This window comes from Bradyrhizobium sp. SZCCHNRI20481 (assembly GCF_032485055.1).
GTDB lineage: Bacteria > Pseudomonadota > Alphaproteobacteria > Rhizobiales > Xanthobacteraceae > Bradyrhizobium.
Window position 1 is genome coordinate 222,904 of the sequence record NZ_JAUEUE010000004.1, and the last position, 19,288, is coordinate 242,191.

Genomic DNA, 19,288 nt, shown 5'->3' on the forward strand with positions numbered 1-19,288 from the left:
CGCTCGTGATGCCCGCCAACCCCGTCACTGACCCCAGCTGGCAAACACGTCCTTGAACACGCGGTCGCCGTCGGATCCCTTCTCGATCGACAGCAGCGCCCGGTTGCCGCCCTCGTAGACGATCGGAATGTCGAACCACTGCTTGCCCTTGAGAAGCATCAGGTTGCGCTTGGTATCGACCTCGTTGGCAGACAGCGCGACCATGAAGTATTTCGGTGTCACCCTGGCGGTCTGGATCACCAGCGCCGTCCCGCGCTCGGCCTCCTCGCCCTTCAGGCCGATGCCCCTCAGGCTGTTGAGGCCGCTCACCGACTGATCCGGCCAGTCGAACTTGAGCTCCATGACGTGGCTCGCCGGCATCTCCATGTCGGCGTTCCGCCGCAGCGAGATCGTGGCCTTGGTGCCGTTCTCGATCTCGATCTCACCCTTGATCGCCGGCGCCGCATCGAGTCGCGGCCCCTTGCTCTGCTCGATCGACCAGGTGACCTTGCCCGGATAACGCTTGCCCTTCGGATCCTGCGGATCCTCATGATAGAGGAACGCCTGCGCCGGTATGCTAACCGGCACGCTCATGCCGACCGTGGCATGCTCCTCGGCCGCGGCGACAACCACCGGCTTGGCCTCCGGCGTGATCCGCTCTGCATTGACCTTATGGGCGCCCGGTTCGCTCGGCAGAGCCGACGCTGCCGTCGCACCGCTCAGGGACAGCTGGATCCATTCCGACGCGCGCTCCCAGGACACCGCCGCACCGACGACTGCCAGCAGTCCGGCCGCGGCAAATGCCATCACCCGCCGGCTCGGCAGACGGCGGCGTGGTGCCGCGGCGTTCTCCGTCGACTTGAACGCCATCTCGACGAGGGAGGGATGAATCTTGATCTCTGTCGCCGGCGCTGCAGAAGTCGCAGCAGAGGCTGGAGCCGCAGCAGCGGCGGCGGGCTCAGTGGTGGCAGAAGCCGCTGCCGCAGCGGGTATCGCAACGACGCCAGGCTTCACGGGCTCTGCCGGCGCGGCGCTCGTGGACTCCGCCTCGATCTCCGCCGTGACCACCTTCTTTTCGGCAGGGCGCTGCGGCACCGCAAACCGATCGGCGACAATGACCGGCGCTTCAGTGACGGCGGCCGCGCGCGGTTGGGTCTGCTCGGCCGCGGCCGGCTGCGCGACGGCCGGAAGCTCAGGCGGAGCCGGAGTCACAACCGGCGTCACCATGTCCGCGGCCGGCTCGCGCGGCGGACGCCGGCGCAGAACGCGAACCTCCGGCGAGGGCTTGGGCGCAGCCGCGCGGCTCTCGGCCCGCTGCGGTATCGCGGGCGCGCTGGGCTTGGCCGCGGCAGCCGTGACGATGTCCGTCCCCGAGCGGCGGGCCATCGACAGATATTTCGCGACGGTGGCGATCTCCTCTTCGAGCGAGTGCGTCGTGATGACCTGCCGTGGCTGCGGCCGCTGCTTCGGCGCCGGCGCGCGGGCCGGCCGCGGCAGCTCGGCGGCCGGTGCATCGGCCGGCCTGGACGTATCAGCGGGCAGCAGCGGAGCTGGGACCGAGGCGGCTGCCCCGACGCCGGCAGGGCGCGCACGCAGCTCGATCCTGCGATCGGGAAAGAGGATCTCGGCGAGATCGCGCAGCGAGGCACCCGGCATCAGCAGCCGCCGCAGCGCCGGCGGAACGCGGCGCTGCGTGTTCGTCTCGGTGCGTTTGACAACAGTATCGTTGCGGCCGGCTTCGACCACGGCCCCGTCGTCGTGAAGCTCGTCGCTGATCAGAACCTTGCGGGCCCGCAGCATCGCCGTCAGTTCGCGCAGATCGGAGCGGGAGGCGTGGTCGATGACCAGAAGATCGAAGGTGCCGATCCGGGCCGGCAGCAACTCGGCGACACGCCAGGCCGGCATCACGTGACAGGGAATCTCCTCGAGCCAGCCGTCCAGAGACCTGCGCGCGGCAAACCGAAGTCGGCGCGCGGTCGGGCCGGAGCAGGCCGACGCCATCTTCTGCATCGAGTCCCTGAACCGCTTCACCGCTTGCCTGACGGCGCCGCCCGCATTCTGCGCGATGCCCAGCGACATGCGGGCGCCGATCACCGCTTCGAACAGGGCCAGCGACCGCGTCTCCAGCCGCGCGCGCTGAGCCGCGAGGTCATGCAGCAGCTGCCGCTCCTCCGCACTTTCGATCCGCATCAGCACGGCCCAATTCCAGGCCGCCACCCATTCCGCGAGCGTCGCCGCATCCTTCGCCTCGCCCGCGGCCGGCGCGGACCGCAGCCGCTGCGCCAGACTCGGCGCGCCCGCTGCAGTCGCCATCCGGCAGGCGGTCCTGACGAGTTCGTAGTCCGCGCTGGCCTCGCGGATCTTCTCCATGGTCGCGAGAATGCCTGTCCACCGCGTCTCGAGCTCCTCGGGCTCCGTCTCGGCGTCACCGACCCGCGACAGCACGTCATCCTGAACGGAGACGGCAAGCTCTCCCGCCCGGGCGAACAATTCGCCCAGCCGCGCAAGCTCGACCAGCGGTCCCGATACGCGCGTCATGACGGTCCGGATCGCCGCGCCGAACGCGGCCAGCCGCTGCGCATCCGCCAGCATCGCCCTGACCTCGCCGTCCGGCATCGACAGCTTGCAGCAGGCATCGGCCACGTTGCGGACGGCGAGCGCGGCCGTCACGATGGCGGCCTCGACGCTCTTGACGATGTGCTCGAGGTCATCGAACGTCCGCGCCGATTCCAATTGAAGCGCGGGTGCATCGATCTGCGCCGCGATCGACGTCCAGCGCGCGCGCAACGCATGCAGGTCGTGGCGCCACAGCAGGAAGCGCCCGACATATTGCCAGTCCGCCGGCTTCGACGGCGCGGCACCGTCCACCGTGATCGCTTCGACGGCGGCCTTCAGCGCGCGGCGCGAGGGCGAGAAGCGCGCGAACGGCTTCTCGCCGGCCGCAAGCCGCTCGACCACTCGGATCGCGTCCTTCCTGGTGAACGCCTCGACCGGCGCCTGCACCTGGCGCCTTGCGAATTCGGCGCTCCGCGACAGTTGGAACGAGGCATCACGCGCCCAACCCACGACCTTGTCGAGACCTGCGGGAGCGTCAGCCTTTGCGGCACCGAGCGGCGATAGCCGCGCGAGCCAGGTCTCCTCGGCGATGGCGCGATGGCCGGCTACCAGCGCATCGAGGTCGGCCGCCAGGCGGGTGGTTGCGTCAAGCCCGAAGGTCGCGATGGCGTCGAGCGCGAGATCCTCGTCGCGGCCTGCGTCCGACGTCAGCCCTGCCTGGTGCTGCAGCTCCGCGTGCAGACGCAGGATCGCGGCGGCATCGGGAAGCGCCGCGATCTCCGGCAACTCGTCATCGATGTGCTTGAGATCAGTGGCAAGCCGCAGCCGCGCTTCGCGCGCCTTGTCGACCGCCGTGACGAGCGGGTCCGTAGCCGCGAGCAGGCGCTTCGGCCGGTCGGTAAACCAGGCATGAATGGCCTGCTCGCCGATCAGCGCATCGAACAGATCGAACGGCAGCTCCGGCAAGCCGCCAGCGAGCCGCAGATTGCGCCCGACGATCTCGGCGATCTCGTCGTCCAGCGATGCGATCTGCGTGCGCTTCGAGATGATGTCGCGCTCGAGCCGGCCGATCTGACCGACCTGGTCGCGCAGATTGGTCGCGTCCAGGATCGATTGCAGCCGGCCGGCCAGGGCTTCGGCCTTCCTGAGCACGTCCTTGTCGGAGCCGGTCGAGCTGACGGTCAGCTCGCGAATGGCCGGCGGCAGCTTCTGATGCAGCAGGGAAAGTGCAGCCTCGTCCCTGGACACGACGAGGACGCGCGAGCCCAGCGCGAGGTGATGGCAGACGACGTTGGCGAGCGCCGTGATCCGATCGTCCCGTGCGACGGACTGGACCATCAGGCCATCCGACCGGGACAGCTCGCGCACGATTTCGACATCCTCCACGACCGCCGGCAACGGGAAGAACAGATCTCCCTGCTCGACGGCGGCAGGCTTGGGCGCAGGCGCAAGGTCGATCGGGCCGCCGACGACGCTGGACAGATGCCGGCGCAAATTGGCGTGCCCTCGTCCATCCGGCTGCGACAGCAGCGCGCTCACGGCTTCCGACAGACAGCACTCGCTTTGCGGCGCATGCACGATCGCATTCTTGAGGCAGTCGATGTCGCGCAGGGCGAGGCTCTCCGGCCGACGCCGCGCGGAGATGACCCAGCGTCCCGACGTGAACGCAGCCTCCGAGGCCTCCATGGCCGGCGCATCGTCCGAAGACGCGAAATTGCGCGACGTCTTGTAACCGGATTGCGCGCCTGCGGCGCTCAGGATCTGATCGAGGCCGATCGGCGTGAACGGCGACAGCTCTGCGCGCTGCTCCAGCGCCTCGACCAGGCGATCCGGCTTGTCGCGCACGGCAAGCGCCACGTCCGGTGCCACGGCATCCAGCGCCCTCAAATTGACGGCTGCGCCGACGAAGCGCGGCCGGACCCTGACCTCGGCATCCGGACGCGCGATGATCTCGATCTCGACCGCGCGCTCGAACAGCGGCAACTCGAATTCGCGCCCGCCCTGCCGCCACGATGACAGCGCGATGCCCCACAGGACCTCCATCGCCTGATCGGCGCGGGTCGCGGCGGCCATGTCGCGCAGCCGCTGGTGGATCGCCATGGTACGGCGGCGCATGCGCTCGGTGTCGGCCCAGACGGTCCATGGCTCGCTGATATAGCGCTCGATCCGCTGCACGAGGTCAGGGCGCTGCTCCAGGCGCAGCCGTCCGGTCCAGGCGCCCAGCGCCGGGGCCGGCGAAAAATCCTCGGGCCGTGCGTGGCGGGCAAAGGTGAGGCGGTTCTTCTCGATCTCGTCGACCGTGACCAGGATGCTCTCGTGCTGCGATGGACGACGGTCGGGGTCGGACGACGGCTCGACCCAGGTTTTGAGATCGTCGTCGATGGCGGGCGGCTCCGTCGCGGCGAGCGCCTCGACGGCGAGCCACACCGGGCCGTCGACATCGAAGGTATTGAGCACCACGCCCGGCAGACCCGCCAGCTCCTCCTGGTCGAGCGTGAAGCCGTGATCGTCGGCGAATGGATGATCCGGCTGCCGCTCCGCCGGGGAGCCCTCGGCACGAATGATCTCGGTCAGACTGCCGAGCACGTCCTGCAACGGCTCGACGGCCGATCCCGTGCCGAGCACTTCGCTCGTCGAGAACGCCCAGGCGTCGGTCGGCGACTGCGGCTCCAGGGCCGCCGCGCCGATAGCACCAAGCAGCCGCATGCCGTGATCGGCGGCACTGTTCTGCGCCTTGCGATCGCCCGCGCCGGCCTCGTTGGGCCGCACATTCACCAGCTGGCTCATCGCGCAGATCCTTCTCTGAAGTCGGCCGCGACGTCGGCACGAGCGCGGCGAGAGGCTGACCGACAAGGATGGCCCTGCGCATGATCACGGTGCGCCGGGCGATCGGAGAGTGGGTTCAGAGTGGACAAGCTTGCCTCGCTGCAACGTCGACGGAACTCCCGACTCGTTGCGGAGGGGTATGGCGAAGTGAGGTCACATCAATGACCCGACAGGTAGATGAATGTGACGATTCTCGCTCCCGTAGGAGAATCGGGAAAAAATCCCGGGTCATTCGATGAGGAAAATCGTGCGTAAGAAGTTTGTTGGTCTTGGCTTTTCGTGTAGCGCGGCGCGTGTGGCCGGCAACAAGCTTGGGTTGCGGACGAATACGCTGGAATGTGTCTAAGAATACTTCTAACACTCAAGAAGAAATATCGGGACGCATGCCGAACGCCCGATCTCCCCGCCGCAGCGCGGCTGCAGTCCAGGTTCGGCCACTTACCTGCCGCGCATGCGGCTCGCTTGCGAGACAGGCGCCACAAGCATCGGTGCCGGGCGTGCATTGCACTGCGTCGCTCCCTCCGCAGGTACCGTGATCGCATCGACGGAAGCGGCGCGGACAGGACGCGCGCGATGGCCCGACGAAGTCCTATGCGGTGGCTCCCGGCCGGCGCTGCTTGAAACACCCTCGAAGCTGAAGTAGCTGTTGTCGCAATGACATCGACGTCGTCCAGACGTTTCCCCGATCGATGGGCCGGGACTGCATGGTGAGGCAACGGACGAGAGCTGCGGCCGCATGCGGTGCCATGCTGTTCACGCTGGTTTCCCTGTCGTCGCGCGCGCAGGCGCAGTCTGACGGCGCGGCAGGCCGTGAACCGGCAACGGTCAAGCTTTCTGCAACGCAACAGAAGCAGATCGGACTCCAGACCGCCGTGCTGGCTGCGGAATCCCATCCCGAGCAGTTTCGCGCCTACGGCACGGTGCTGGACGTCGGCAGGCTGACCGACCTAACCAACAACTACGCCAATGCCCAGGCGCAGCTGCAGACGGCGCAAGCGAAACTCGACGTCGCAAGGCTCGCATTCGAGCGCGCCCGCGACCTCGTGCAGTCGGCGGCGATGCCGCGGAAGGACGCAGAGGCGGCGGAGGGCACGTTCCGGACCGATCAAGCCACCCTGGCTGCCGCCGAATCGCAAGTGAAGACCCTGATGGCGACGGCGCGGCAGGAATGGGGCGCGGTCATCGGAAAGGGCATCATCGAGCGCTCGCCGCAGGTCGTGCAATTGATCGAACGCGAGCAGCTGCTGGTGCAGGTCACGCTGCCGCCCGGCGTGACCTTGGCCGGGCCGCCGCGCGGCGCGCTGGCGCAGGCGCCCACCCGCAGCGCCAACATCGATCTGCGCTATTTGTCGGCTGCGCCGCGAACGGATCCGCGTATCCAGGGCGTGAGCTATTACTTCGTCGCCGCTGGCGACAGCGGGCTGCTGCCAGGGATGAACACCACCGCCTACGTGCCCTCGGGCAAGTCGTTCGACGGCGTCTTTGTCGAGGACACCGCGATCGTGCAATGGCAGGGCCGCTCGTGGGTCTATCTGCGCGCCGGTCCCGATCTCTTCAAGCGCCACCCGATCCGCACCGATCAGCCGGTGTCCGACGACGACTATGTCGTGCAGGACATTCCGTCGGGCTCCGAGATCGTCCTGCGCGGCGCGCAGGTGCTGTTGTCGGAGGAGGCCAAGAGCGAGTTGCGCGGCGGCGGCGACGATGATTGACGGCGTTCGCGGCGCCGCGGCCGGCCCCCAGGCGGCGCTGATCTCGTTTGCCATCCGCTTCCGCGGCATCGTGCTGGGGGTGGCCTGCACCATTCTCGGCTACGGCATCTTCTCGCTGGGCAGCGCCAATTACGCGGTGTTTCCCGAATTCGCGCCGCCGCAGGTCTCGATCCAGACCGAGGCCCCCGGGCTCAGTCCCGAACAGGTCGAGGTGCTGGTCACGCAGCCGATCGAAATCGCGATCAACGGTCTCGCCGGCGTCGAGAGCATGAGGTCGTCGTCGATCCAGGGCCTGTCGGTCATCTCGGTCATTTTCCAGCCCGGCACCGAGGTGTTCCGGGCGCGGCAATTGGTGACCGAGCGACTCGCGGTCGTCGCCGGCAGCCTGCCACAGGGCGTGCGGGCGCCATCGATGACGCCGCTGGTGCCGGCGGCCGGCACCGTGCTGGCGATCGGGCTGACCTCCGAGCAGCGCTCGCTGATGGATCTGCGCACGATCGCCGATTGGACCGTGAGCCGGCGGCTGCTGGCCGTCGCGGGCGTGGCGCAGGTCACGACCTATGGCCGGGACATCCGATCGCTGCAGGTGCAGGTGCGGTCCGACGACCTTGTCCGCTTCGGCGTCGGCATGAACGACGTCGTCGCCGCCGCGCGCAAGGCCACCGGCGTGCGCGGTGCCGGCTTCGTCGACACCGCCAATCAACGGGTCATCCTGCAGACGCAGGGCCAGTCGCTCACACCAGAGCAGCTGGCCCGGACGGTCCTGCTGCACCAAGGCGGCGCCAGCGTGGTGCTCGGCGACGTCGCGACGGTCGTGAACGCGCCGGAGCCGCCGATCGGGGGCGCGCTGATCAACGGCCAGCCCGGCATCATGATGATGATCAGCCAGCAGTTCGGCGCCAACACCCGCAACGTCGCGGCGCGCGTCGAGGCCGCGCTGCGGGAGCTGCGCCCGGCGCTCGACAGCGAGAAGGTCAGGCTGCACGCCGATCTGTTCCGTCCGGCGACCTTCATCGATGCGGCAACCGAGAACGTGCTGTTCGCCCTGCTGATCGGCGGCGCCCTGGTCATCATCGTGCTGTTGCTGTTCCTCTATGACTGGCGCACCTCCGTCATCAGTTGCACCGCGATCCCGCTGTCGCTGTTGTCGGCCGTGCTGGCGCTGCAGTGGATGGGACAGAGCCTGGACACGATGACCCTCGGCGGTCTCGCCATCGCGATCGGCGAGGTCGTCGACGACGCCGTGATCGGGGTCGAGAACGTGGTGCGCCGGCTGCGTGAGAACCGCGGCCTGCCGTCGCCGCGCAGCGAAGCGCGCGTCGTCTATGACGCCATGCTCGAGGTGCGCAGCGCGGTCGCCTATGCGACCTTCGCCGTGCTGCTGGTGTTCGTGCCGATCCTTGCGCTGCCGGGCCTCGCCGGCCGGCTGTTCGGGCCGCTCGGCATCGCCTACATCCTCGCGGTGGTCGCCTCGCTGATCGTCGCGCTGACGGTCACACCGGCGCTGTCGATGCTGCTGCTGGCCGGTCGCAAGCCGCGAGAGCAACGAGAGCCGCCACTGGTGCGCTGGTCGCGCGGCTCCTACGAGACGCTGTTGCGGCGGCTCGGCCGGTTTCCTAAGTCGGTCATGCTGACGGCCGTGCTGGTGACTGCCGGCGGCGCAAGCCTGGTGCCGTTCTTCGGCGGCACCTTCCTGCCCGACCTGAAGGAAGGCCACCTGATCCTCCACGTCTCGACGCTGCCGGGGACCTCGCTCGACGAATCGCTGCGGCTGGGCACGCTGATCGCCAAGGCCCTGCAGGGCGTGCCGGAGGTCCGCAGCGTGGCACAGCATGCCGGCCGCGCCGAAGCCGGCGTCGATACCGCCGGCACGCATTCGAGCGAGATCGAGGTCGACCTGAAGCCGGGGCTATCAGGCGATCAGCAGGAACTGGCGCAGCAGCGCATCCGCGCCGCGCTCGCCAGCTTCGCCGGCATCAACCTGTCCATCAAGACCTACCTGACCGAGCGCATCGAGGAGACGCTGTCCGGCTTCAACGCCGCCGTCGTCATCAACGTGTTCGGTCCCGATCTCGACGATCTCGAGCGCGCGGCGCGCGACATCGCGCGCGAGCTCGGCGAGGTCTGGGGCGCGATCGACATCCAGCAGCAGTCGCCGCCAGGCATGCCGCAGGTCAACGTGACCTTGCGCCCGACCGACCTGCAATCCTGGGGCCTGGATGCGGTCGAGGTGCTGGAGCTGATCCGCACCGCCTATCAGGGCGACGTGGTCGGCCAGGCCTATGAAGGCAACGTCGTCTTCAACGTCATCGTCAAGCTCGACCCGGATGCGACGGCACGCCCCACCGAGATCGGCAACATGCCGATCCGGACGCCGAGCGGCGCCTACATTCTCCTGAAGCAGGTCGCGGACATCTACGGCACCGCGGGGCGCTACGTCGTGCTTCATCGCAATGGGCAGCGCGTTCAGACCGTGACCGCCAACGTGGCCGAGCGCGACCTCGAATCCTTCGTGGCGGCGGCCAAACGGAAGATCGCCAAGGAGGTCAAGCTGCCGCCGGGCGCGCATGTCGAGTTCACCGGCGCGGCCGAGGCGCAGGCCAAGTCGCGGCGCGACCTGCTGGTGAATTCGCTGCTGGCGACGATCGGCATCGTGCTGCTGCTGTCCTTCGTCACCGGGCACTGGCGCAACCTGGTGCTGGTGCTGATCAACCTGCCGTTCGCCTTCGTCGGCGGCGTCATCGCCGTCGCATTGACCGGCGGCGTGCTGTCGCTGGGCTCGATGGTCGGCTTCGTGACGCTGTTCGGAATCGCGCTGCGCAACTCGATCCTGATGATCTCGCATTACGAGCATCTGGTCGTCGTCGAAGGCCGCGCCTGGAATCTGGAGACCGCGATCGCCGGCGCCGCCGACCGCCTGGTGCCGATCCTGATGACCTCGCTGGTGACCGGCCTCGGCCTGCTGCCGCTCGCGCTCGGCGCCGGCGAGCCGGGCCGCGAGATCGAGGGGCCGATGGCGGTGGTCATCCTCGGCGGACTCCTGACCTCGATGGCGCTCAACCTGCTGGTGCTGCCGACGCTGGCGCTGCGCTTCGGGCGGTTCGCGCGCGGCGTGCACGCCCGCGGAGATGTCGCGGCGAGCTGATCTTGGGCGTGAGACGTCCGCGACGTTCGCCGCACGTGGCTGCGCGACGCTTCACCGTGCGGGCCGGATGAAGGAGACTAAATTCCGACCCGTGTTGACGAGCTTGCCACTGGTCAACTGCAGACCTTCGCGACCGAATGACCGGCGTCCGCATTCAGCCCTAAACAGACATGAGGACAATATCGTTGGCTCTCCCTGAGGGAAGTGCACCTGGCCGTACATGGCACCTTGGAAAGGTCAATCTTCGCGCAAGAGCACTATTTTCACACCCCTAGGTGGCATGTAAGCTATATTGTTTGGCTAGGCAGGGTCATCACATCAATGTCCGACGCGATCGAGAGCACGCCTCAAGGTGCAACACGAGTCCTATTCGGCTCGCTTGCCTTCATCTTCTTGCTGGTCGGCATTGAGGCGCTAGCCGAGAAGGAGCACGCCCGACTTGGTTTCGGCATAGTCATGACAATGCTCGGGGTACTTTGTAGTTATGCTGCGTTCTCTTGGCTTTTGGTACAAAAAGCCTTGAGCGTTGAAGCGCAAGTTGCGGTCGGAAGAATTGCGCAGAGCCGCCTTACGTGGTCACTCATCATACTCATCCTGGCGCAGATGATCGCCCTTTCACGTTTTGTCGAAGAACGGAGGTGGCCGTTCTCCTATCCCGCCGATCCACGTGTTGGCGCGGAGAACAGCCGGCTTGAGAATGCTCTGAACAAGGCAAATAGCGAACTGCAAGTGGAGCACTCAATCGCCGACAAGTGGCGCTTCTCCGCTTTGCTTCGGCAGCGCTCGCGAAACGAGTGCTACTTTAAGCTGGTCTATTCTCCCGCTTCCGCTCGCTCCGAACCGTTTTGGCTAGAACTCTTACTAGCCGGAGGTTGGCGCCAAACGGACCCGTCGTTACCAGACGGCGCTCTGCCTCCAAATATAACGCTTCGAATTAAGGGAGATCGCTCGGAATGCGCGGACGCCGCTCAACGCACCCTAGGCGACATCTATCCCAATCCGCCATCCAAAGTGGCCGTCAACCAGCAAACAGCCTATCTCGTCAATTGCCCGGTAAATCATGAATGCGTTCAGGTCGAACTCAATTATTAGTGGCTAGCACGCGCCACGTGAAGGTCGATACGCTGAAGGAGTACGACCGGCGTGAGAACAATTTCGACGATCACGTCGGGCGGAGTTTCTCTAAAAGCGAAGGGCCCTGGTCTCCCAAGGCCCTCTTGCAAGCGCTGCTTTCCCACGTCTCGTTCGAGCGCGTGTGCCAATAACAGTCCCGGGCACCGTGGTTATCCCGCGCTTGTGCGGGTGTTTCGGGATATCACAAAAAGTGGGTCATAGACCGCACCGTGTCCGCAAGAAATGGCGACAGATGCGTCGAATTCAACTGCTGACGTCCGATAATCGCCCTTCTCGGACCTTCCGGCCGCCGCCAAAGACGTCGGCCTGCTGGGCTTGAGCGGATATGCTTGTCGAGACTCGTGCGGGCCCGGAGCCAGGCGCGCACGACCGACAAGACAACCTCCGATGCGATGCGCCCAAAATCTGATTTTACTCACCGCCTCAAGCACATCACCCTTGTCCAGTCCTCCCACGGAAAATATTCTACTTTCGTTTTTCAGAAAGACATGATTGACTCTGCGCATCCCGTCCCGCCATGAGGGGCGCTTCGCGATCGTCACGAGACGTGGGTGCGGGATGCGGTGGGTGCATTGGATCGCAGCGCGAGCAATCGTGCGGACGAACGAGCCCGATGCGCCGGCGAAATCGTAGGGTCCTGGCCTCCCGGTGCTGAGGCCAAGCGGACGGTGACGATGATCCGTTCGTGACGGGGGCAAGACAGCCGGTCCCCGGGGAGAGGACGTATAAGCCGCCCAACCATCGCGCGGGGAATGCCGGGATGTCTCGGCTGAACCTGTGGTACCTGCCGCCTGCATTTTTTTCGCAGGCGGGCCATGGGGGCGGCCAGCTCCCGGCATTCCCTGCGCCCTCTTCGTCGATGAGGGCGAAACGACCCGCACAACTCGGACGCACGGAGCGCCGCGAGGCCGAATGACTGCGTTCTAAGAAGCACTCATCGCAGATGTCGGCGCCCGCAGCGTCGAGGCGGTGGAGAGACGATGGACGTCCCGCATGACAGCGCGCACAAACGCCACGACTGTCGACCATTGGCCCGGTGGACGTCGGCGCCGAGTTGCCTCAGGCGTTCAGCCGGTCGATGTGCACCTTGCCGGCCTTCATCACCAGCGGAATGTGATCGCCCTGGCCGAGCAGGCACGAGACGTCGCGCAGCGGATTTCCCTCGACCACGAGCAGGTCGGCGAAGGCACCGGGCACGATGCGGCCGAGCTTGCCTTCCATGCCGAGCACCTCGGCGCCGATCACGGTCGCGCTGGCAACGACCTCGCGGGGCCCGAGGATCTCGGCGCGGATCCGGAATTCATCGCTCTGCAGGCGCTGGGACGGTCCCAGGAGATCGCTGCCGAAGCCCATCTTGACGCCGGCGTCGCGGTAGATGCCGAGCGAGCGCAGGCCGGCATCGCGCACATCGGCGATCTTGGCGACGCTCTCCGGCGGCAGGCCATACTGCGCGCCTTCATTGGCGAGCGCCTCATAGGTGACGAGCGTCGGGATGACATAGACACCCTTCTCGGCCATCAGGCGCGCGGTCGGAAGGTCGACCAGATTGCCATGCTCGATGGTGCGGACCCCGCAATGGACGGCGCGGGCGATGGCTTCCGCCGTGTAGGCATGCGCCAGGACGTAGGTCTGCCGCGCGCGGGCCTCGGCGACGATGGCGCGGATCTCGTCCTCGGAATAGCCGAACGCACCGACCGGATCGGTCGGCGAGGCCACGCCGCCGGACGCCATGATCTTGATCTGGTCGGCGCCCATCTGCAGCTCCTCGCGCACCGCCTTGCGCACGGCATCGACGCCGTCGGCCACCCGGGCCAGCGCGCCGACGCGCACGCAGCAGGGACAGGGTGCGTTGTCGGAGAGGAAATCCGTCCGCGCCCGCATGTCGCCATGGCCGCCGGTCTGGCTGAGCGCACGGCCGGAGACGAACAGCCGCGGGCCCTCGGTAAGGCCGGTATCGACGGCCTGCTTCAGCGGATAGCCAGCGCCGCCGGCGTCACGCACCGTGGTAAATCCCCGCCGCAGCATGCCGCGCAACAGCAGCGCCGAGCGCAGGGTCACCAGCACGTTCGGCATCTGCACTTGCTGTGCAAGATTGAGCTCGACCGCGATCGCATGGACGTGCAGGTCGATCAGCCCCGGCATCAGCGTCTTGCCCTCGAGGTCGATGGTCTGATCGGCGCTGGTCTGCAGCGGCTTGTCCGAGACCTCCTTGATCAGATTGCCCTCGACCAGAACGTGCTGCCCCTCGAGCAGGTCGGGCTGCAGCGGGTCGAGCAGTGCGGCATTCTTGAACAGGATGGTCGACATCGGGAGTCCTCGATCGGAGCGAAGCGTGCGTCAGCGGGCGGAGCGGGCCGACGATGACGGTGTTCTCCCCTATCCTGTCCTGCGGCCTCGAGCCAGCCCGGGACGGAATACCTGTCTTCTCAGCCGATCGACATCAGGCTGGCATTGCCGCCGGCGGCCGCGGTGTTGGTGGAGAGACTGACTTCGGTGACCAGCCGGTCGAGATCGTAGCAGCCGTCGCTGGCGCGCGGCGTGACGAGCGGGACGATCGGTCCGGGGCGCGTGGCGAGGTCGCGGCCGAGCGCGATCAATTCATCCGCCTCGCCGTCGGAAAGCACGGCCTGCAGATCGCCGAGAGCCCGCCAGCTGTCGACGATCCGCAGGCGGCCGCGCAGCCGGCTGGTGAGCGGTCCCAACACGGCACAAGCAGGGCTGGCGCGTTCGACGAACGCGTCGTTTCCGGTCATCAGAATGACGCCGATCTGGACCAGCAACGCCTGCTCGCTTCTCGCCAGTGCAGCGACGACGCCGCGCGCGGTGATGCGATAGATGTTCTGTTCGCCGACGGGTCCTGGCAACTCGATCTCGAGCCCGGCCAGCACCTGGGGCCCATGCGCTTCGCATGCCAGCGCCGCCGCGGCATGTCCGCTGGCGCGCAACCCGTCGAGGTAAGAGCGCAAGACCGCGTCAGACTGCGACGCCATGAGCCGCTGGCGCGGCGGCGCCGCGAACAGCCGGCGCAGATACAGCGGACCGCCGGCCTTCGGCCCCGTCCCCGACAGACCGGAGCCGCCGAATGGCTGCACGCCGACGACCGCGCCGATGACGTTGCGGTTGACATAGATGTTGCCGGCGGCGCTGCGGCCCGACGCCCGCGCAATTGTCTCCGTGATCCGCGAGTGGATGCCGAAGGTCAGGCCATAGCCGGTGAGATTGATCGCGTCGATGAGGTCAGCGAGCTGCTCGCGACGGTAGCGCAGGACGTGGAGGACGGGGCCGAACACCTCGCGCTCGACATCGAATATGTTGCCGATTTCGATGATGGTCGGCGCGACGAACGTGCCATGCGCCGCCTGCGGCGGCAGCGGCAGCCGCTCCACGGCATGGCCGCGCGCCTGCATCGTGGCGACATGCGCATCGAGCGTCTCGCGGGCCTCGCCGCTGATCACCGGGCCGACATCGACCGACAACGACGCGGGATTGCCGAGTTCAAGCTCGCGCAGCGCGCCGCGCAGCATCGACAGGATGCGGTCGGCGACGTCCGCCTGCAGGCAGAGGATGCGCAGCGCCGAACAGCGCTGGCCAGCGGAGTCGAAGGCGGAAGCGATGACATCGCCGACAACCTGCTCGGCGAGCGCCGAGGAATCCACGATCAGCGCGTTTTGGCCGCCGGTCTCGGCGATCAGCGGCACGGGCTGTCCATGGACGGTGAGGCGCTCGGCAAGCTGTTTCTGGATCAGCCGCGCGACGTCGGTCGATCCCGTGAACATCACGGCCTGGATGCGGCGGTCCGCGACCAGCGCCGCGCCGACGCTGCCGTCACCGGGCAGCAGTTGCAGGACGTCGGCCGGCACGCCCGCCTCGTGGACGATACGAACGGCTTCGGCGGCAATGAGCGGCGTTTCCTCGGCAGGTTTCGCCAGCACCGGATTGCCCGCCGCGAGCGCGGCTGCGATCTGGCCGGTGAAGATCGCGAGCGGAAAATTCCAGGGGCTGATGCACACCACCGGCCCGAGCGGGTCGGGAATGCCGCCCTCTGTGAGACCCTCGATCTCACTTGCATAGTAGCGCAGGAAATCGACGGCTTCGCGCACCTCGCCGACGGCGTTGGCAAAGGTCTTGCCCGCTTCGCGCACGATCAACCCGATCAGGACGAGGCTGCGCGCCTCCAGCGCCTCCGCCGCGGCGCGCAGGCATGTTGCGCGCACGCCTGCGCTGGTCGCGGCCCAGACCGTCCCGGCATTCACGGCCCGCGACAGCGCGACCTCGATCTCTGTCGCCGTCGCATCCCTGACCGCGCCGACGACGTCACGACGATCGGCCGGATTGCGAATGAGGCGCGCACATTCGCACTCCGTCGCCCCGGACGGGACGGCCCTCCAGTCGCGGCGCTCGCTCGTTGCCAGCCCTGCGCCGAGACGCGCCAGCGCGCTCTCGTCGGAGAGATCGAAGCCGGCCGAGTTCACGCGGCCCGGGTCGAACAGGTCAGGCGGACGCCTGATCTTGTCGTGGGGGGCACCGGGGCGTTCCGACGCGCGAACGATGGCGACCGGATCTGCGATCAGATCGTCAACGGACACGGCCGGATCGGCGATGCGGTTGACGAAGGAGGTGTTCGCGCCGTTCTCCAGCAGCCGGCGCACCAGATAGGCCAGCAGCGTCTCATGCGAGCCGACGGGGGCGTAGATGCGGCACGGGCGGCCGAGCCGTGCCGGCCCGACGACCTCCTCATAGAGCGGCTCGCCCATGCCGTGCAGGCACTGGAATTCGTACTGGCCGCGCTCGTAGGTGGGGCCGGCCATCTCGACGATCGATGCCAGGGTTCGCGCATTATGCGTCGCGAACTGTGGGAACACGGCGTCCGGCGCGCGCAACAACTTGCGGGCGCAGGCGAGGTACGACACGTCGGTATGGCTCTTGCGGGTGAAGACCGGGAAGTCCTCCAGGCCATCGACCTGGGCGCGCTTGATCTCGCTGTCCCAATAGGCGCCCTTGACGAGGCGCACCATCAGCCGGCGCTGCGAGCGCCGCGCGAGGTCGATGAGCCAATCGACGACGAAGGCGCAGCGCTTCTGATAGGCCTGGATGACGAAGCCGATGCCGTTCCAGCCGGCGAGATCCGGATCGAGGCAGAGCGCCTCGAGCAGATCGAGCGACAGGTCGAGACGGTCCGCTTCCTCGGCGTCGATGTTGAGGCCGATGTCGTGGCGCCGCGCGAGCAGCACCAGCTGCTTCAGTCGCGGCAGCAGCTCGCCCATGACGCGGCCGCGCTTGATGCTGACATAGCGCGGATGCAGCGCCGAGAGCTTGATCGAGATGCCCGGCCCTTCGTAGATGCCGGCACCGGCCGAATGCCGCCCGATCGCATGGATCGCGGTCTCGTAGGCCGCGAAGTAGCGCGCGGCGTCTTCCGCCGTCGTCGCCGCCTCCCCGAGCATGTCGTAGGAGTAGCGGAAGCCCAGCGCTTCCCACGGCCGGCTGTTGGACAACGCCGCGTCGATGGTCTGCCCGGCAACGAACTGCTCGCCCATCAGGCGCATGGCGAGCGTCACGCCCTTGCGGATGATCGGCTCGCCGCCGCGAGCGATGAGCCGCGTGACGGCCGAGGCCAGGCTATCCTCGCTTGCCGCGGCCGTCAGCCTGCCGGTGACAATCAGGCCCCAGGTCGCGGCGTTCACCAGCAACGACGGGCTGTGCCCGATATGGGCGCGCCAATCGCCGGTCGCGATCTTGTCGCGGATCAGCGCATCGCGCGTTGCGGTGTCGGGAATCCGCAGCAGCGCCTCGGCCAGGCACATCAGGGCCACGCCCTCCTGGCTCGACAGCGAATATTCGTGGATCAGTCCCTCGACGCCGCCGGATTGCGCCTTGCCGCGCAGACGCAGGACGAGATCGCGCGCGAGATCGGCCGCTCGCGCCGACGATTCCTCCGGAAGCGCGGCGAGATCGAGCAGCGGCCCGATGCAGTCCGGCTCGGCGCGGCGATAGGCCGAGGTGATCGCAGCGCGCAGCCCGTTCTGGCGCTGGACCCGGGTAACGAACGCGGCGAACGGTCGTGGCGGCGACTGCGACATGACCCGTCTCCTCTGAAGCGATCCCCGTCACTCGCCATGCCTACGCGGCGTTGGCGCACGTCGCGAGCGACGGATAGCGCTACCGCCCGATCAACTGATCGGCGTAGTAGCCGATGGTCTTGCGGTAGATCACCGCCCTGTTCCACTCGCGCATCGCCTCGAAATTGGCCGAGCCCTCGTCATAGGGCGCGCCCATCTTGAAGCCGTTGCTGTGCAGCAGGTTCGCGGTCGAGGCCAGCACGTCGGCGGTGGAGTGGCGCAGATCGACGCGGCCGTCGCCATCGAAATCGACGCCGTATTTGATGTAGGACGACGGCAGGAACTGGGTCTGCCCGATCTCGCCGGCGAACGCGCCGACGAGGTCGCGCAGAGTGAGATCGCCGCGCTGGACGATCTTCAGCGCCGCCAGCAACTCGCCCTGGAACAATTCGGTGCGGCGGCAGTCATGCGCCAAGGTCGCGAGCGTGCGGATCACCGGCAGCTTGCCCATGTCGCCCTTGCCGAAATCAGTCTCCAGCCCCCAGATCGCGACCAGGATCTGGCGCGGCACGCCATATTGCTGCTCGATGCGCGACAGCAGCGCCGCGTGCCGCTGCAGCATGGCACGGCCGCCATTGATACGGCCCGCGCCGACGCGGGTCGAGACGTACTGCTCGAAGCTCTTGTTGAAGGTGTAGCGCTGGCGGCGGTCGAAGGCGAGCACGGCCGGATCGAGCGTCACGCCCGACAGCGCCTGGCTGATCGTGCCGCTTGAGACGCCGGCGCTCTGCGCCTCCGCCGAGAAGCCCGCGATGAAGGTATTGAAATCGCCACCGCAGCGCGCCGCCTGCGCGGTGCTTGCCGCTGAGAGGGCCGAGAACGAGGCCGCGAGCAGCACGGCAAGACGACGCGAGAGCATGCGGGATCCTTCGTCAGTTCAGAGCTTCGTGATTCCAGGTGCAGCGCGATCATGGCACGGGCGAAATGCTCGCGTCAAAACTGCGGCGGCGTGCCGCAAAGCGCCGATCACGGAGCCGGTGCGCTCCCTCTCCCGCCTGCGGGAGAGGCGCACACCGCGCACGCGGCACGATGCGTGATCACCCCCTGCCTGCAGCTTCCATCGCCCCCGCTTGATCCTCGTCAACACCGCGCCATCATGGCTCCCTAAGATCCACGGTCGGAATGGAGACGACGCCATGATCGGGATTACGCTATCTGCCGACCAGATCCGCTCGGCGCCACCGGAGGTGCGGCGCTGGATCGAGCATCAGGTGCTGTCGGGCCTCGGGCTCGGCCCGGAGGCGCCACCGACGCCTGCCCTCCCCGCCCAGAGCACGCATCTCGTCGCCTGCAGCGTCGAGGATGCGGCGAAGGTCCTGGCGCAGATCCAGAGCGCGCTGCCGGCGGTGAACGTGTTCTTCGAGTTCGGCCGGCCGGGCATTGCGATGGGCCAGCCGCCGATCATGATGTTCCGCCTGATCGACATCCTGCATCACACGCGGCTGCAGAACATCGGCCAGGTGATGGCGTCGCTGGAGATGATCAACAAGGCGCTGATCGAGGTGAGGCACGATCCCTCGGTGCGCTTCTGCGGCTTCGACAATGAGGGCCACTGCCTGATCGCCCCGGAGACGCAACGTGCCATCGCCAGCGTCTGGCAGAGCGTGATCGCCAGGCAGCATGGGGTGGCGGAGGGCGAGGCGGCGTGAAGAGTGCGGTGGGCCGAGGTTTACGCGACAGAGGCGGCCGTCGTTTTGAGTCTGTGGTGTTGAGCATGGCGCTTTCGCCTTGTTCCGTCATTCCGGGGCGCTCGCGTAGCAGCAAATCAGCAAAGCTGATTTGCCGCGGAGAGAGCGAGCCCGGAATCTGGAGCTGAG

The 19,288-nt window shown here is 67.3% G+C and carries 8 protein-coding genes; 4 read left to right on the forward strand and 4 right to left on the reverse strand.

The window, feature by feature from the left end:
• Window positions 1-24: 24 nt before the first annotated feature.
• Window positions 25-5,322 (reverse strand): AAA family ATPase, encoded by a 5,298-nt coding sequence (locus QX132_RS07850; RefSeq protein ID WP_316160644.1) that lies wholly within the window; start codon window positions 5,320-5,322, stop codon window positions 25-27.
• Window positions 5,323-6,065: 743 nt separating this feature from the next.
• On the opposite strand from QX132_RS07850, the gene QX132_RS07855 reads away from it, so the two are divergent.
• The 3 genes from QX132_RS07855 to QX132_RS07865 all read left to right on the forward strand — a co-directional run bounded on the left by QX132_RS07855 (window position 6,066) and on the right by QX132_RS07865 (window position 11,310).
• Window positions 6,066-7,073: an efflux RND transporter periplasmic adaptor subunit gene (locus QX132_RS07855; protein ID WP_409999037.1), complete on the forward strand. Its 1,008-nt coding sequence runs from the start codon at window positions 6,066-6,068 to the stop codon at window positions 7,071-7,073.
• Window positions 7,066-10,218 (forward strand): efflux RND transporter permease subunit, encoded by a 3,153-nt coding sequence (locus tag QX132_RS07860; protein WP_316160645.1) that lies wholly within the window; start codon window positions 7,066-7,068, stop codon window positions 10,216-10,218. The genes QX132_RS07855 and QX132_RS07860 overlap by 8 nt, the downstream gene beginning before the upstream one ends.
• 321 nt (window positions 10,219-10,539) lie before the next feature.
• Window positions 10,540-11,310 (forward strand): hypothetical protein, encoded by a 771-nt coding sequence (locus QX132_RS07865; RefSeq protein ID WP_315779237.1) that lies wholly within the window; start codon window positions 10,540-10,542, stop codon window positions 11,308-11,310.
• Between the two features lie 1,101 nt (window positions 11,311-12,411).
• On the opposite strand, the gene QX132_RS07870 is transcribed toward QX132_RS07865, so the two are convergent.
• From QX132_RS07870 to QX132_RS07880, 3 genes are all read right to left on the reverse strand, one after another.
• The gene (locus QX132_RS07870) at window positions 12,412-13,659 is read right to left on the reverse strand and encodes an amidohydrolase family protein (protein WP_316160647.1); all 1,248 of its coding nucleotides are present in this window, start codon (window positions 13,657-13,659) and stop codon (window positions 12,412-12,414) included.
• Between the two features lie 119 nt (window positions 13,660-13,778).
• A complete protein-coding gene (gene putA / locus QX132_RS07875; RefSeq protein ID WP_316160649.1) occupies window positions 13,779-17,432 on the reverse strand; it encodes a trifunctional transcriptional regulator/proline dehydrogenase/L-glutamate gamma-semialdehyde dehydrogenase in 3,654 nt (1,217 codons plus the stop codon).
• 79 nt (window positions 17,433-17,511) lie between these two features.
• Window positions 17,512-18,330: a lytic murein transglycosylase gene (locus QX132_RS07880; RefSeq protein WP_316160651.1), complete on the reverse strand. Its 819-nt coding sequence runs from the start codon at window positions 18,328-18,330 to the stop codon at window positions 17,512-17,514.
• Window positions 18,331-18,607: 277 nt separating this feature from the next.
• Between QX132_RS07880 and QX132_RS07885 the strand changes: the two genes are divergently transcribed.
• The gene (locus QX132_RS07885; RefSeq protein ID WP_315777704.1) at window positions 18,608-19,120 is read left to right on the forward strand and encodes a hypothetical protein; all 513 of its coding nucleotides are present in this window, start codon (window positions 18,608-18,610) and stop codon (window positions 19,118-19,120) included.
• The last annotated feature ends 168 nt before the right edge of the window (window positions 19,121-19,288 follow it).

Coding starts and splice junctions, on each gene's coding strand:
- QX132_RS07850 (WP_316160644.1), bottom strand. CDS start 5,322: ATGAGCCAGCTGGTGAATGTGCGGCCCAACGAGGCCGGCGCGGGCGAT.
- putA (WP_316160649.1), bottom strand. CDS start 17,432: ATGTCGCAGTCGCCGCCACGACCGTTCGCCGCGTTCGTTACCCGGGTC.
- QX132_RS07870 (WP_316160647.1), bottom strand. CDS start 13,659: ATGTCGACCATCCTGTTCAAGAATGCCGCACTGCTCGACCCGCTGCAG.
- QX132_RS07855 (WP_409999037.1), top strand. CDS start 6,066: ATGGTGAGGCAACGGACGAGAGCTGCGGCCGCATGCGGTGCCATGCTG.
- QX132_RS07880 (WP_316160651.1), bottom strand. CDS start 18,330: ATGCTCTCGCGTCGTCTTGCCGTGCTGCTCGCGGCCTCGTTCTCGGCC.
- QX132_RS07865 (WP_315779237.1), top strand. CDS start 10,540: ATGTCCGACGCGATCGAGAGCACGCCTCAAGGTGCAACACGAGTCCTA.
- QX132_RS07860 (WP_316160645.1), top strand. CDS start 7,066: ATGATTGACGGCGTTCGCGGCGCCGCGGCCGGCCCCCAGGCGGCGCTG.
- QX132_RS07885 (WP_315777704.1), top strand. CDS start 18,608: ATGATCGGGATTACGCTATCTGCCGACCAGATCCGCTCGGCGCCACCG.